Below are 16,964 nucleotides of genomic sequence, written 5' to 3'. Positions count from 1 at the left end.
TCCTAAATCAGATAATAAAACAACTACCTTAACAATAAATGATATGGAAACATATCACGTTCATGTGCGTTAAACATGCTAGAGTGTCATTATTTATGATGGAATTTTGGGTGGAACCGCGGGTAATAGAAGACTCGTCCCTCTTTTTGAGGGACGAGTCTTTTTATTATAAAAAATATAATTTAGGGAGAGATTTAAATGTCAAATCAACAAATCAGTATCAAATTTCCAGATGGAATTACAAAAGAATATCCGAAAGGAATTCTAGCAAGTGAAGTTGTAAAATCGATTAGTAATTCATTATTTAAGGAAGCCATTGTTTGCCGCGTCAATGGAACCTTAGTTGATTTGACCTATCCCATCCATCAAGATTCAGAACTAAGTTTCTATAATATTAACGCTACTGAAGGTATTGAAGTTATGAGACACTCTACAGCGCATGTTTTAGCTCAAGCTATTAAACGAATTTATCCAAATGCACTGCTATCTATTGGACCGGTTATTGAAAATGGTTTTTATTATGATATAGACTTAGATCGATCAATCAGTGAAAGTGACTTAAGCAAAATCGAAAAAGAAATGAAAAAAATTCAGAAAGAAAATCTTATGTTCATTCGTTCTGAGGTATCTTATGAAGAAGCTAAGAAGGTAGTTAAAGATAATTCTTATAAACTAGATATAATAGAAGACCATAAAGAAGAACAACTTTCAATATATCAACAAGGTGAATTTACAGACTTATGTACAGGTCCACACGTACCAAGTACTAAATATGTAAATCACTTTAAATTAACAAAAGTTGCAGGTGCTTACTGGAAAGGTGATAATAATAATAAGATGCTTCAACGAATATATGGTGTAGCATTTGCATCCAAAGAAGAACTAGATGATTATTTTGACTTCTTGAAAGAAGCAGATGAAAGAAACCATAGAAAGCTAGGTAAGCAATTGAAACTCTTCATGTTTTCCGAGGAAGCGCCAGGTATGCCTTTCTACTTACCTAATGGTCAATTTATAAAAAATAAAATGGAAGAGTTTTTAAGAGAAATTCAATTAGAAAGTGGATACCAAGAAGTTAAGACGCCTTTAATGATGAATCAAAGACTTTGGGAAGCTTCTGGACATTGGGATCATTATCATGAAAATATGTATTTTACAAAAGTCGATGAAAATGATTTTGCATTAAAACCTATGAATTGTCCTGGCCATATGTTGATATTTAAAAATGAATTAAAATCTTATAAAGATTTACCGCTTAGAATCGCTGAATTCGGACAAGTACATCGTCATGAATTTAGCGGAGCTTTAAACGGATTACTTCGTGTAAGAACGTTCTGTCAAGATGATGCACATATTTTTGTAATGAAATCTCAAATTCAAGAGGAAGTTAAAAATGTATTAGAACTTATTGATTACTTGTATAACATTTTCGGATTTGAATATTCGATTGAACTATCAACTCGTCCAGAAAAATATCTAGGAGATTTAAATCTATGGGAAGAAGCTGAAAAATCATTATCAAATGTTTTAGATAACTTGAATCTCCCTTATAGTATTAATGAAGGTGACGGTGCTTTCTACGGACCTAAAATAGACATTCATATTAAAGATGCACTTAATAGAAGTCACCAATGTGCTACTGTACAGCTTGATTTCCAAATGCCTGAAAAATTCGATTTAACATACGTAAATGAAAACAATGAAAAAGAACGACCAGTAGTTATTCATCGAGCAATATTTGGATCACTGGACCGCTTCTTTGGAATATTAATCGAACACTTCAAAGGTGCGTTCCCATTATGGATGGCCCCAATTCAAGTAAACCTTATTGGAGTATCTAAAAATAATATTAACTATTTAAAACAAATCCAAGAAGTACTTGTTCAGGAAAACATTAGAGTGAATATTGATAACAGAGATGAAAAGCTTGGTAAGAAAATTAGAGAGAGCCAAATGAATAAAATTCCTTACACTATTGTTGTGGGCGATGAGGAACAAAATAATAATTCATTATCTGTTAGAAAATATGGTCAGTCAGAGAACGTATCGAAAGATATTACATCATTTATAAAGGAATTGAAAAATGAAATTAATAAAAAAGAATTATTAGTATAAAAATAAAACCCAAAGCTAATATACGGCTTTGGGTTTACTCATGTTTTGGAATATTTATTGAATATTTTATTATTAATTTTTCTACATATTAGAATAAATTTGGTTCGCCAAACCTTTCCAATCCATGCTATCAGTATTTATAACCATATAAGGAATGATTGAATAGGTAGCTGCTTTTAAATATTTTTCTTGAATTTGTTTAAATTTTTCAAATTCTTTTTTCAAATCATCCTCACTTATCTGCGGATATCTGAGTTTAATTCTTTTACACATTTCACTATTAGAAACAATTAAAAGAACACAGATAGGATTTAATTCTATTAATTTATGTTGTAATTGAATAATGTCTTTATGATTTCCAAAATGAACCATATGATTTAAATGATATCTCTCAATCATATAATAAAAATCACTAGATGATTTACCGTGATTAATTTCATTATTAATCCAATTCGATAGATGAGACAAGTAATTTAAATGACTCTCTAATAAAGAAACATGTTTATCTTGCGATATCTCAAATATTTCACCTTGTCTATTAACGTTGAGAATTTGAGTGAAATGTTCTGAAATACTGACTGCTGAACGTTCTTTATTTGATAAGGTTTGTAATTTCTTTAATTCATTAAATATCGACGATTTTCCTGTGTATGAATAGCCTTCAATAATAATCCCTTTAAATTTAGGCACTAAATAACTCCTTCAACAATTTATTTCTATATATTTTTTGACCTCTTATACTTTCATTTTTTATCAAACTGAAGAAATGTTTTAGAACATCATTAAATACCTCATCATTTATGATAAGCCTGAGCGTAGCTTTCAAGACTGCGGTATTTCCTAGGAAAAAACCTCATTATTTGTGATACGCTTCAGCGTATCGGTTAAGAATGCGGTTTATAAAATAACAACCCTTATTTTTTCATAAAATTAAGGGTTGTTTGCGTTCTATCAAATATTAATATTTCTCAATAACAATATCTATTTAATATTTTTATTAATAACTTTTGATATTTCCACTATTGGAGTATCACTAGGTTTTTGCTTTTCATTTTTTGCTTTAGTAAAAACTACTACTATAATAGGTTTGTTGCTTTGCTTTTTATAAACAACAGCAATATCATTCCTCACCCCATAATTGGCTCCCTGTCCACTTTTATCACCAACAATGAATTTTTTATCCATACCTTTTTTAATTAACGTTGTTCCTGTCTTATTCTTTTTCATTAAATCAATAAGAAATATTTGTTCTTTATATTCTAATACATCTCCCGTTAACATCTTTGTTAATACCCTACTCATGTTTTTCGCTGATATTGTATCTTCATTCTTTTTTGGATCATAAAAATTCAAAGCAACTTCTTTTCTATTTACATTAATACCGTTAATACCTAATGCAGAGAGTCGTTTTTCAACCTCTTTTAGACCGCCTAACTCTTCTATGATTAAATTGTTAGCAGTATTATCACTATAAAGTAATGCAGCCTCAATTAACATTTTTAAAGAAACATTTTTATTTTTGTACTTTTCAATTATAGGAGAATAAGGAACGATATCTCTTTCAGAAACTTTCACTTCTTTATCAAGGTTATTCATTCCAAGTTTTTCTATTAGTAAAGCACTGTTAATAACCTTAAACGTTGAGGCATAGGGGAACAATCGTTCCTCATTATATGACAATTTTTGCTTATCAGTTAAATCATTAACATATACACCCGCTTGAATATTGTACTTTTTTTCTATAACTTTAATATCCTCTTTTATTTTTGAACTGTTGATATTATTACTATTGCATCCAGATAAAAATATTAGTGCAATGATAAGCATTAAGAATTTCTGCATTTTATATCACCTATCTATTTCATATTTTTTAGTTCCATTTTCATATAATTCATCCATTATCTCGGCAAACTTTCTTGCATTATAACTAGACATACCTTTATTCTCTACATTCTTCACACTTATACCTAACATCATATTGGGATTATTTTGATCATATCCAACAAACCAACCGATTTGAGCTCCTAACCCCTCTTCTCTAGAGGTTTTCAATTCTGCAGTGCCAGTTTTTCCAGCAAACTGTGCATAATTTCTTTCTGCATCCAATCTATGTGTTCCAGTAACTACTTTTCTCATGCTTCTTGTTAATATATCTATGTCATCTTTTGAAATAATATGATTTTTCCAAATGTCTTCTTTTGTTGTTTCAAATAATTTAGGTTTCATCATTTTACCTTCATTAATTAAAGCACTATAAATAGATAATATTTGTACTGGACTTATAAGTATTTCTCCCTGGCCATATCCTGAATCAGCTAGTAATATTTCATTTTTAAAATTATTTTTTAAACTTTCTGGATTTGCAATTTGTCCTTTTTGAAAATAATAATCAGAAGGAATATTTCTCCCAATGTCTAAAGCTTTCATGCCCTTAATAAATTTTTCGGAACCCATATCGAGGGTAGCTCTTGCAAAAAATATATTATCAGAATGTGCTATCGCTTTTTCTAAATCAATATCTCCATTAACTTCCTCAAACCTTGTAACTTCATATCCTCCCCATGAAGAATTTCTCTGCCATCCCTTAGTTACTATGTTGTAACTGGTTGATGCGTCTATAGTCCCATTTTTCAATCCTATGATAGATGTTATTAATTTCTGAGTAGATCCTGGGGAAGAGGTTGTCTGAAATTTATTTAACAGGGGCTCTTTCTTATCATTAACTATCTTTTTGTAGTTTTCGTCGGAAATGCCGAACATAAACTCATAGGGGTCATATGCAGGATAACTAACTAAAGCTAATAATTCACCAGTTTTAGGATTCATGGCTACTCCTGAACCATTATCTTCTTTTAATTGACTATATACACTTCTTTGTACTTTGCTATCAATTGTTAATATAATGTCCTGTCCATTTTTTGGTTTCTTTTCTAACAAGACATCTTCATCATTATTTAATGCATCATCACTAGTTATGACAACTTTATAACCATCTTTATTTTGCAATTGTTTATCATATTGTAGTTCGATACCACTTTTTCCTACGATTGAGTGTTCATCATAATTCTTAAACTTTTTATTCTTTAATTCTTCAGCATTAATTTCTCCAACATATCCTAATAGATGTACTGTTGCTTCTCTTAATGGATAAACCCTACCTTTTGTTTGATTAACCGTCAAATGATATTTTTGGATACCCAATTTAAGTTCATCATCCAACTCTATGTACGATTTTAAAGGTACAAAAACACCTTCTTTTACCCATGGTTGTTTTAATTTTTTATTTAGTGTCGATTCACTTATTGATAACAATTTTGAAATATTTTTCTTATTTTTTTTATTTAAATTTTTAATATCTATTCCAACTTCGTAATGAATTCCGTCTTTCGCTATAGCAATCCCGTTTCTGTCTAGTATTTTTCCTCTGAAAGATTCCAAGGTTTCTATACTGATTTGATTTCTATCATTCAATCCCGGTATTATAACCTCAGGTGACCAATCCAAAAGCCAATTTTTTGTTATTTCATCCTTTTCAAAAGAATAGTTCCCTTCTCTAGAAAAATTACCATATTTAGTTCTAAAATTTAATTTTGCACTATATTGACGTTTATTTTTTTTCTTTTGCACTAGTCGTACATTACTAACTTTCACTTCTTTAATACCAAGAGAAGCATCAATCTTATCCATTCTTTTATATCTCTGATTTTTGTCGTAAAGACTTTTAGATAAGAATGTCGCATGTTCATTTAGATATTCCGAATCCCTTAATTCAATAGCATCAAATATTTTATCAACTTCATCTTTTTTCACAAAATTATATGTTATTAAAAGGCAAATACATATAATTAAAATTGCTAAAGCTTTATTTTTCATACCAACCTCCTTGATTACATTTGTAATATATCACAAATGTAATCATCAGTCAAAATATGTTATAATTATATTGGAGGTGTCTAATGAACTTTATAATTGTTAGTATAATAATAAGCGGGCTATCTTATACTCTCGCTAAAATATATAAATTATTACTGTATAAATATAAAAGAGTAGATTATAAAATATTTCCTTGGGTTATTGTACTGTTAAGTACATTTATACCTTTAATACAATTTAATTTTTCCCCCTTTAAAAATGTAGAATTACTTATTGAACCGATCGGTAAAAACTTAAATCCACTTCCAGTTCCTATCAGGAAAATAGATACGAAAGATTTAGCGGTTTCAATATCCAACATAAATTATAATTTTCAAGAGTTAGTTAATTATTTTTGGTTTATTGGTATTTTTATATACTTTCTTTACTATTTAATGTTGATATCAAAGCTTATAAAAATAGTTAACAATTCTAAGCTATTATTAAATTATTCTTGCAAATATGATTACAATATATACATTTCTCAAGAAATAACCACACCTTTTACATGCTGGATTGGTAAGCACGCAATATTTATACCTGCAAAATTACATAAGGAATTAGACAGCAAGGAAATAGATGCAATTATTAAACATGAAATTACTCATATACGAAGAAAAGATATTTTTAAAAATTATCTTTTTATTATCAATAAAATTGTTTTTTGGTTTAATCCTTTTGCTCATTTCATATCGAAAAATGTAGTAAATGATTTAGAAACAGCTTGTGACATGGAAGTGATTAAAAGTTCATCAAAAGCTGAAAGAAAAATCTATGGCATGACATTATTGAAAATCAGTCTTATAAACAGTAAAAAAGAACACTTTATATTGAACTTTGGTTCACCCACTAAATTTTTAAAAAAACGAATAGCTTTTATAAGTAGAAATGATTATATATCCGTTTCTAATAAAGTACGAATTCTTTTTATAAGTTCTACATTGCTAATACTCATAACAATAAAGCCTTTAATGGCATATGAGAATATATCAAATTCTAGTTACTCTGAGGTCAATCTAAAATCATTAAATTATAAGAATGTTAATTTACAAAAATATTTTTCTGGATATGAAGGAAGTATTGTTGTATACAACATTAAACGTGATAAATTTTATATCTATAACAAAAATATAGCGTTAGAAAGAACATCTCCTGATTCAACTTATAAACTGATTAGCAGTATTTTTCACCTTAACAATAAAACAATATCCATAAATCAAAATAAATTACTTTGGAACGGAAAGAAAACACCTTTTAAGGTATGGAATAGAAATCAAAACCTCGATACAGCATTAAGATATTCGGTAAATTGGTACTTCGAAACATTAGATAATTATATTGATAAGAAAGATTTATCACATTATTTATCTGAATTAAATTATGGGAATAGCAATATTGAATCATCTTTAAATAGGCCGTACTGGTTAGAGTCTAACTTAAAAATTTCTCCATTAGAACAAACTATGATATTGAAGCGATTCTATATCAACGATTCATTATTTAAAACAAAATATACTGATTTAGTAAAAAATTCTCTATATACTTCTAAAAATAACTATAAGATGTGGGGAAAAACTGGTACTGCTATTATTAATAAACATGAGATAAAAGGCTGGTATGTAGGTGGTTTTGAACAAGATCAGGAACCATATGTATTTGCAACATTAATCAAAAAAAATGATGAGGCAAATGGTGAAAAAGCTAAAAAGATTTCTGAAAAAATTATCAAAACAAATCACTTTTATTAAAAGGATGTATAAATCTATGAATAAAATAAAAGAATTACCTTCTAGTGAATTTATAATAATGCAAGTTATTTGGAAAAGTAATGAGGCATTGAGTGCTAAACAAGTTATTGATCTGGTACTTAATGATAATGAATGGAGTCCCAAAACAATTCGAACTTTAATCGGAAGACTTGTTGATAAAGATTTTCTATCAAAAAAAAGAAAACAAAATGTCTACATGTATGCACCGATTATAGATGAAGATATTTATAAAAATCATTCTACAAAATCATTCTTAAATAAACTTTACGATGGCACCCTTAGTAGTCTTGTAATGAACTTTGGTACACCTGAAGAATTGACTGATGAAGAAATAAAGGATTTAAAAAAATTACTTGATAAAATAGAAAAATAATTATTACAAAAATTTAAAAGCCAATTATATCAATTCACTAATGAAATTTAATATAATAGGCTTTTTAAATGTATCAATTTAAATTCATGCATTTCCTTTATTTTTTTATTTTATTTATAAGAGAGATTTTACATTTATTTGACAGCTTGTAAATATCAAAAGTATGGCAAATAAATGTAGAAATCCTAATCATAATTTCTAAAGATTAGGGTTGCTTAGAACTATTTTGTTTTAAAAATAAATTCGTAAAGATTATTTATATCATCTAGGTTCTGATTACATTTAAAACTGTCATAACAAATGTAATCTCCTTTTTTAGTATATGTTCCATCACTCTTATTATGTTTAGTTTTATTGAGAAAGAGTGATATATCAGATTCCTGCTTACAAATTTTACAGAATCCTTTTACTTTATTTGGTGAAATTTCGCCATATATACCTTCGAATTTATCATCTAAATTTTTATAAACGATATATTTTCGGTTAGAAGAATTATCATTCCATCCTAAATATGAAATTTCTTTTGTATCAATTAAATTTATATCTGGTGTCTTTAATTTTTTTACTTTACGAAAAATTTTCTCCAGTTGACTTGATGAAGGTATTTCAAAATCTTGGATGTACACTTTTAATTCATTTAAAAGATGTTCTGCTTTTTTCTTAGTTAATTTTACATCGTCAATCGATGTAATAAAGTCCGAGATATCAATATCTTTTTCTTTAAAGATATCATTAATTTCATTTAGTAAAAGATCTTTTTGTGTTTTATTGGAATTTATATCGTTTGTACGATATAAATTAATCAATTGATATACTAACTGCTTTACTTTAACAAACTTATACACTTCTATTTTATTCATTTCATATTCCTCCATTTTTGTTGAAGTACTTTGTAAAATGAATGCTCTTTATTACTAAGTACTTCTTATCTTTGGGTAAGAGTACTACAGCGTATGATGTATGACATATTTATATGTCGCATTATAATCAGCCCCTATAAAAATCTTCAATAATATCTTAGCAGATGATTTTATAAAAGTGAATAAATACCCCTTAAAATATCTAGTGACATATTTATACTTATAATATATTCAGTAACTGCTCTTTCAGAAATCCTTCTTATATTACTTATAAAAAAATATGAAGTTAGCTGTAATGACGTTCTCTTTGCTTTGGTATTGTTGAAATATATAGTTACTCATAATAAGTTTCCTCCAAAAAAGATTCATTTTAATAATTTTTATCTATTAACATACCTTCCTCTGTATAAATACCTGAACTCTTAAACCCAAATGCATTTGCAAGACTCGACATTAATGGATATAACGCATCGGCGTTATCAATGTCATCAGTTACATAAGCAGGTAAAGATTTAACTACTGGTCTCTGGAATCGTTCACCAGGATTTAAGTCAAAATCACCAATACCTCTTTTATTTTTTATATTTATTAATGTAACAAATATATGAAATGGTTTTGAAACATGTAGGGCCTCAACAATTTGAATATACTCAATAAGGTTATCAAAAAGTAATTTCTCAAATTTCTTCCAATCATAAATTCCTCTTTCTTTCGCATACTGTGGTTTATAGTTCATCATCCTTGACTCTACAACTTCTAAACTTCCATTATGAAATAGCTGAGTGTAACCATTTAAATTTTCTTCATAAGAATGATATGCAGTCATCAAACCATCCATATTATATGTATATTGACCTACCATATCTGGTGGACTAAATAGTTTAATTCTTCTATTATTAGCCGCTTCTCGTATATTTACGTAATTATTTCCCTTCATACCTATCTCTGGTATGAGATGAATAACCATAGCTGACTGTCCCTCTAAACCATCTATAATTTCTCCAGCTAGTAACATACTAATTCTTTCATTTTTAAAGTCATTAATCTTGTTTTCAATATAAGATTTATTTTCAAATGCATTCTTCATGTCCTGATACGACATTGGAATTGTTAGATTTCCATATCGAATAAATAGTTCGTCTTTACTACCGTTATTAACTGCGTGAGGTTTATTGAGACTCATTGGTACATCAATTTGTATTACATTTTTATCTTCAATCGTGTCATGAGTACATTTGACACCATGTACAACTGGCTTGATTTTACTCGATAGTAACTGTCTAAAAGACTGTTCCCACACCTCAAATCCGTCTTTTGAAATTCCAACATCATTTATTCTGCTTGGATTATGATCCTCATCTTCACCAATACCTAATACTATTGTTCCACCTTCGGTATTGGCAAAAGAACTAATAATTTGCATCAATTTGGTTTTATGATTGTCACTTAAATCTTTAAATTTGCCATTATTAAAACTGTATTCTTTGTATTCTAACTGCTGTCCTTCAGATAATTTGTTATCCCATATTTCCTGTACATTCATCTTTTTTGTCCCCTTTGCATTATCAATATATTGCTCTAAGTTTTTGTACCTTTAATCACCACCGTCTATACTTAGATGGATCATAGAAATCAACATCGTTTTCTTTCATTTCATTTAATAAATACTTTACTATTTGTTCATGGTTTCTATCACCTAATGATTTATCAACCTTATCAGCATCTTTCAACCAAGCTAGCGTCTCTTTATACCACATCATCTCTTCCATTGTTGCATTCTTTAACTTATATTCCTTAATATACTCGGACAATGCCTTTATTTCTTTGTGTAACTTGTACTCACTGATTAGTGATTTGATATTATTAAATTCAGCTTCCCTACTTTTTCTTAATTGTTCAGCTTCTTTACGTTTACGCTCTTCCTCGTTCTGCTTTTCGATATATTCAATCTCTGCATCATGCAATAATTGAGGTAATTCAAAAATTCTCTCAAAAATCTTCTTAAGTAAGGTGTCATGGTCATCTGTACCAGGATACTCTCTATTTATTCCATGAACATTATTACTCCATGGATATACTCCAATGAGTTCCGCTTTGAAATAACCCGTATTGATATAATCATAGCTAGAATATCGATCATCATCTCTTTTGACCCTTTTTGTCTTTTCTTTAAATTTTAATTTTATTTGGAACACATTCATTTTTTCGAACATTATATCGTTTTTCTTTACTTGTTTGTCTTTACGATGTATTTGAAAATTTATATATTCTTCATCAACACTAACCTTAAATTTTAAGCTTTCGATCGCTCTAAATAAAGTATCACAAAGTTTATAAAAATCAGGTAATGCTTCTTTTGAAATATGAGAGGCATTCAAAACTTTCATTGATTCGGAACGGTAATAACTATGACCCCAAGGATTCATTTCCGCTTCCCTTTTTCTTCTTCTTTCAGATGTCAGGTAGTCTTTATGTTTAGTAATGATTTTATGATGACGCTTAACCTTGTCTGGTATTTTCAAGTCCATGTATACATTATAAATCTCTTCTATTTTATCATCATCAAAGTATGACCACTTATTTGTTATCTTAGTTTTTTCACTGAGTTTCTCATCTATCTTAATTATATAATCTTCACCTTCTATAGGGGTTAGTGTACCAATAACACCTCTTCTGTAATCATATAAATACTTAGAATCAGGTAATGGAATATTATGTAACTCTATGACTTTCTTCAGGTTAGTAAACTCGATATTATGTTCCTCAGCAAACGCCGTACGTGATTTTGTCCATAGCTCTTTATATATATCAAAGCGCATCATTTCCATATTCGACACCCCTAACACACTGTAGTATTACAATAAATGTATCATGGGAATATATAAAAAGTCGAACAGCAATAAAATGCAGTTCGACTCGATAATTATTTTTACTGTTTATATATTTTCAATAATACGTACTTCTGTTTTTTTATTGATATTATCAAAAGTTATTACATCAACACTTTTAAAATCATCATCTATATAAGAAGTTTGTTGTATTAAGGGACTAATCGTTTTATATTCATATTCAATCATTACTGCCAGCATGTCATTATAAATACTGTCCTTAAATCGCAATGGTCCCTCTATATTAAATATATATTGTGGCTTTAGTCTTAAGTAGTTCTCTAATAAATAAACTGCCAACGACTCTACCAATATTACTTCTAGTTCTGATTCTGTTTCCTCAATCATATCTATAATATTTTTAGTAATCTTGTTGATTTCAGATAACACTCTCTCAATAAATTCATCTATAGTTTTATGATTAGAAATATCGAAATATTCATTCATACGTCTAATTAATTGAATTCTAGCTATTGGAAGAGGGACTTCCATTAATTCAATTTTTAACTTCTTGAATAGTATTTCTCTCTCATTCTTACTTAGTCTTTTCTTATAGGGAAGCCTAGAATTAAAATCTATGCTTTTCCTTATAAATTTACAAAACTCTGTAAAAAGTATAAATCCATTGTCTTCTTGAATTTGTAGGATACTTTCAACTTTATCAACAATGTTTGGGTACATCATTGCTTCTTCATAATAATAACTATATATATCATGTGATTCTTGATAATTCATCGCAATCTTTTCGTTAATAAGTTTCTTTATGTTAGAAGTAGTTATTATGTCACTATTTTTCAGAGCATTTATTTTGTATGTTAATTTTTTTTGATACTTGTTTAGTTCATTGATTCTCTTAGTTGATGTAATAGTGTAGCTTAAATCTGATCTAGACAATTTTAATGCCATTAATGATTTGAGTTGGTATTCGTTAATTATCGGATCATTCAAAAATTTTTGTTTGCTACTTTCTATGGCTTTTAGCTTACTAGCTAAATTTAAATTGTTGATATGGGTATTAAATTTTTTTATGTCTGCTTCCTTTGCAAACTCTACTAATTCTTCAATTTCAACTTCTTCAAAAATACTATATTTATCCATAAACTGTTTCCTACTTATCTTCCTCCATTGACTCCTTAATTGGTTTAAAAACATGATAAGTTCAATCTCACTTAAAACTTCTTTATAATCGCGATCAAAGTAATAATCAGCAAAGTCCATATCCATCACCTCAAAATAATATTAAACATGTACAAAAAACCGCTCTATTATACTCCATAGAGTAAAAGAGTCTAATCTTGATAAATTAGTAACAGTAGAATACGACAACACGTATTTTTCTTGATTTATTTCTACTAGCATATTATCAAATTTATAACTAGTTAAAGGTTATTGGGAGGTGAGGCAATTGTCAATAGTAAGAGATTTAGTATTAACGTATATTTACAAATTAATGAAGTCGATATTAATTCAATGTTTATTAGCTAAAACATAACCACTTTTAATGTTGTTGTATTACAACAGTATATGATTTTGCATGAAATCTAATGGTGAAATCATTAATTTAATGCACTTTGACAACTAAACACATGAGGTGATTACATGCTGCAGCACATTTACATGGTACCAAAAGGCATTAAGCAAGCAGATTTGCTTCAATACAAAAATGCTTTGACCGAAGTGAATCCAACGTTCAAAGCATTAGAAGACCTTGAAAATGAATTCAACAGGACTGTACTTAAGAGATTGAATAACACTAAAATCTGTATACATCGTGATTGGTTAGATTATCAGCAACATACGTTCAACATCAAAATCAATCAACTTTGTTCAGATATCGGCATTTCTCCTTCGTTAAGTTCTGATGATTTGATGAATTTGCTGAAATGTCAGATAGAAAATGAAGGGCTTAAGGTCTCAACTGATCTTAAGTACCTTAAAGACAACAAGCACATTCATCCATCATACAAGGTTCTTTTGTCTTTAGTTAAAACCAACATCTTTCATAAGCAATGGTATTGGAAGCTAATACCATTGCTGAATAATGATGAGGGACGCATTGAGATTAGTGGTCATTGGTCTAGTTACACATCCTATAGTGGACGTGTAACTGCAACCAACCTAAATCTGACTTCACTCCCTAACACGATGAAAACATATGTCGTACCATCGAAAGAAGACACTACAATTTGGTCAATCGACTTTAATAACGCTGAACTACGTTGTGTCGGTTATTTGTCACAAGACAAACAGCTACTTAAGGATTTAACGGAGGGTGTTGATGTTCATTCCGTCATCGGATCCATGATTAAGAAAGTTTGTAATCAACCGCTGAATAACGACGAATTACGTAAGGCTGCTAAAAGGTTCATATTTGCAATGTTATATGGTGCAGGTGATACAACTTTGTGCAATATCCTTGTGAAGAACGGCGTTTGTGCAACTGTATATGATGTCAAAAGACTGAAACAGTTCATTTACGAAAGGTACAGTTTTTTAGAAACGTACTTTGAGCAAACTGTGAAAAGGGAATGGGTGGATACATTTTATGGCCCTATCTACCCTTTAGTCACTATGTCAGGTCCACAGAAGAAAAATTTTGCATTTCAATCAATGATTGCATCAGCTTTAAAGTTACTTGCGATTACTTGCGATAGACAGAAATTAGAAGTTATCAATTTAATACATGATGAAGTTTGGGTCCAAGTACCTAATTCAAATGAAACAATATGGAAAAAACAATTAAAAAAACAATTCACAAAAATATTAATAAAAGATCATCCGAATTTCCCAGTGCAGGGATTTTTAAAAATCGAAACAATGGAGGAAAAATACAATGGCAAAATTTAACAAAAAATTCTTTAACAAAACCAATTTAGGGCACGTAGGGTTCGAAATTCATAATGTACAGCATAATTCCTTTATGGCAAATAACGTACAATATGATGTTTACAACTTTGACCTTACGCTTACTGAAAAAAATGGAAAGATCCACCGCCTACCGAATTACACTATGTTTATAGATCAAAAAAACATTAGTTTTAATGAATTTGTAGATGAGTACTGTGAAGTAATACATTCAGATGGCTTTGACTACCCTTATCAGCTTATAGGTATAACAGGTCACGCTAATCATTATGTGAGCAAAAAAAATCATGATTCACTCAACAGTTGGCAGTTCAATGTCCCATCTGGAGTTGCACAACAACAATTACAACAACATGTGTTAAACAATCAACAAGCAGCACAAAACATTCAATTTAATAATCATAATGACTTCAATCAACAGCATCAAACTGAATTTCATCAAACTGATGCTGATGTGGTTGAAAACCCAGAGTTCTACGGTAATCCATGGGAGGGACAAGAAAATGATTAACATATTTAACGAAGAAAATTTTGCTCTAATTATGCCTTATATCAATCAAGAAAAAGCGTATGAAATGATAAAGGCAGAAACCGATTTGGTTTCTGCTTTATCAAAATTGAATGTGGACGATGCTGACAGGGCTTTCAAAAATAACTTATACCAACCTCGAAGTTTCCAAGCATTCATGAAAGGAAGAAATATTCTTCCTGATGTAGGTCAATATTTGAATAACGAAATAATTCACGTTTTAACAAATAAATTGACCTTTACAACACCTAAAAGTCAACAAATAAAAATAGACTCTGCAAAAGCTGCAAAGTTTATACGAAAGTTATTTAAACTTTCATACATTCCTGAAACAAAATCAGTTATGATGTACAATTACGCACTTGGGTTTTGGAATACCGACACGCTTGTTTTAGAACGATTTATATATGAAATGGTCCAATCTACATTAGGTATCAAATGGTCTTCAAACTTGCAAGATCTAATATTAAAAGAAGTGGATAAAAAGTTACCTATAGTGTCACAAGCCGATTTAAATACAAAAGGTTTTCCATTTAAAAATGCGACACTAGACTATAAAACTAACGAAATAACTTCCCACTCTCCATCATTTTTCAGCACCATTTCATCAGAAGTAATGTACGACCCTGATGCATCCTGTCCGATTTTTATGAATGCCTTGGATAAATGGTTCACTGATGCAAACACGAAACTTTTTGTCCAAGAGTGGTTTGGTTATTGTCTATCCGGTTCGTTTAAATCCAATGCTTTCTTGTTGGTGTACAGTAGTGGCGGAGAGGGAAAATCGACGTTTTTTGATATTTTATCAAAGCTTGTCACGCCTATTAATTGTTCGGCTGCCTCTTTAAGCAATTTAAACAGTGAATTTGGACTGGAACCTATTGTCGGCAAAAAAGTAAACATTTCAACTGAAAGTGGCAGTAGTGCTTTCAATACATCAAAATTAAAAGCAATCACAGCGGGAGAAAAAATCACGGTAAATCGTAAAAATAGGAGCGAAGTCGATATGATTTTGACGGCAAAACTCATATTCTTGTTAAACGAATTACCTCAATTAACAGATCGTAGCGTGGGATTCTCAAGACGCCTTTTGATTTTACCCTTTTTAAATACAATACCGATTGAGAAACGGGATAAGAATCTTCCTCAAAAGCTAAATGACGAGCTTAGCGGCATATTAAATTGGGCTTTAGAAGGATTAAAAAGACTTCATAAAAATCAATACAAATTTACGATATCTGCTGAAATGAAGAAAATGCACAATGCATATTTAGGTAAGAAAGATATCATGACATATTTTGTAGAATGTAGACTTGATGTGGACGAAAGTATGACACACAGAATACGAGCCAAAGATATGATAAATACTTTTAAAATATGGGGACTATCCAAAAACATCAATATCACTCAGTTAAGTTCTCCTAAAGTTTTTTGGCGTGAATTCGATCGTGTTCTTTCTTCAAAAAACATGCATTATAGCAAAGATAAATCGGGCGGTACCGGTGTTATTAAAGGTTTAAAATATAAGTGACTTTAGTGCAGATGGGGCATTATTTTAAGATCACTAATCGAAAGAGAGGTCAGATTCACACATGGAGGAATTGATTGAATTACTCACGACACTTGTTCTCGAAGAACTGGAACGTGACTAAA

General features: G+C 29.6%; 13 protein-coding genes. 6 read left to right on the top strand and 7 right to left on the bottom strand.

The genetic code is table 11. From position 1 onward, the window contains the following. Positions 1-198: 198 nt before the first annotated feature. A complete protein-coding gene (thrS, locus tag KFV11_RS00295; protein WP_254249997.1) occupies positions 199-2,115 on the top strand; it encodes a threonine--tRNA ligase in 1,917 nt (638 codons plus the stop codon). Positions 2,116-2,196: 81 nt separating this feature from the next. On the opposite strand, the gene KFV11_RS00290 is transcribed toward thrS, so the two are convergent. The 3 genes from KFV11_RS00290 to mecB form a co-directional block, all read right to left on the bottom strand. Further along, entirely contained in the window at positions 2,197-2,805 is a 609-nt protein-coding gene (locus KFV11_RS00290) for a hypothetical protein (RefSeq protein ID WP_254249996.1), read from the bottom strand. A gap of 291 nt (positions 2,806-3,096) precedes the next feature. Next, positions 3,097-3,957 (bottom strand): class A beta-lactamase, encoded by an 861-nt coding sequence (gene bla / locus KFV11_RS00285; protein WP_254249995.1) that lies wholly within the window; start codon positions 3,955-3,957, stop codon positions 3,097-3,099. 6 nt (positions 3,958-3,963) lie between these two features. Beyond that, complete coding sequence (mecB, locus tag KFV11_RS00280; protein WP_188017771.1) at positions 3,964-5,988, bottom strand: PBP2a family beta-lactam-resistant peptidoglycan transpeptidase MecB; 2,025 nt, start codon at positions 5,986-5,988, stop codon at positions 3,964-3,966. A gap of 83 nt (positions 5,989-6,071) precedes the next feature. Between mecB and KFV11_RS00275 the strand changes: the two genes are divergently transcribed. Further along, positions 6,072-7,775, top strand: a complete 1,704-nt coding sequence (locus KFV11_RS00275) for a M56 family metallopeptidase (protein ID WP_188017770.1) — start codon at positions 6,072-6,074, stop codon at positions 7,773-7,775. Between the two features lie 16 nt (positions 7,776-7,791). Further along, positions 7,792-8,169, top strand: coding sequence for a BlaI/MecI/CopY family transcriptional regulator (locus KFV11_RS00270; protein ID WP_254249994.1), 378 nt, complete (start codon positions 7,792-7,794; stop codon positions 8,167-8,169). Positions 8,170-8,390: 221 nt separating this feature from the next. Here KFV11_RS00270 and KFV11_RS00265 read toward each other — a convergent pair whose 3' ends face one another. The 4 genes from KFV11_RS00265 to KFV11_RS00250 form a co-directional block, all read right to left on the bottom strand. Then, the gene (locus KFV11_RS00265) at positions 8,391-9,029 is read right to left on the bottom strand and encodes a FusC family fusidic acid resistance EF-G-binding protein (protein ID WP_188017768.1); all 639 of its coding nucleotides are present in this window, start codon (positions 9,027-9,029) and stop codon (positions 8,391-8,393) included. Between the two features lie 370 nt (positions 9,030-9,399). Continuing rightward, positions 9,400-10,572: an AlbA family DNA-binding domain-containing protein gene (locus tag KFV11_RS00260; protein WP_188017767.1), complete on the bottom strand. Its 1,173-nt coding sequence runs from the start codon at positions 10,570-10,572 to the stop codon at positions 9,400-9,402. Positions 10,573-10,627: 55 nt separating this feature from the next. Then, on the bottom strand, positions 10,628-11,857 hold the full coding sequence (locus KFV11_RS00255; protein ID WP_188017766.1) for a hypothetical protein: 1,230 nt from the start codon (positions 11,855-11,857) through the stop codon (positions 10,628-10,630). Between the two features lie 108 nt (positions 11,858-11,965). Beyond that, positions 11,966-13,135 carry a hypothetical protein gene (locus KFV11_RS00250; protein ID WP_188017765.1) on the bottom strand — a complete coding sequence of 390 codons (1,170 nt, stop codon included), beginning with the start codon at positions 13,133-13,135 and terminating at the stop codon, positions 11,966-11,968. 381 nt (positions 13,136-13,516) lie between these two features. Between KFV11_RS00250 and KFV11_RS00245 the strand changes: the two genes are divergently transcribed. From KFV11_RS00245 to KFV11_RS00235, 3 genes are read left to right on the top strand one after another with little or no spacing between them, the layout of a single operon-like run. Beyond that, positions 13,517-14,764: a DNA polymerase gene (locus tag KFV11_RS00245; RefSeq protein ID WP_254249993.1), complete on the top strand. Its 1,248-nt coding sequence runs from the start codon at positions 13,517-13,519 to the stop codon at positions 14,762-14,764. After that, complete coding sequence (locus KFV11_RS00240; protein WP_188017763.1) at positions 14,751-15,293, top strand: hypothetical protein; 543 nt, start codon at positions 14,751-14,753, stop codon at positions 15,291-15,293. Before KFV11_RS00245 ends, KFV11_RS00240 begins: the two co-directional genes overlap by 14 nt. After that, entirely contained in the window at positions 15,286-16,842 is a 1,557-nt protein-coding gene (locus KFV11_RS00235; protein WP_188017762.1) for a DNA primase family protein, read from the top strand. Before KFV11_RS00240 ends, KFV11_RS00235 begins: the two co-directional genes overlap by 8 nt. Positions 16,843-16,964 lie beyond the last annotated feature (122 nt).

The sequence above is a fragment of the Macrococcus equipercicus genome (assembly GCF_024205945.1).
Lineage (GTDB): Bacteria > Bacillota > Bacilli > Staphylococcales > Staphylococcaceae > Macrococcus > Macrococcus equipercicus.
Note: the sequence above shows the minus strand (reverse complement) of the source record. Positions and strands in the feature narration are given on the sequence as shown.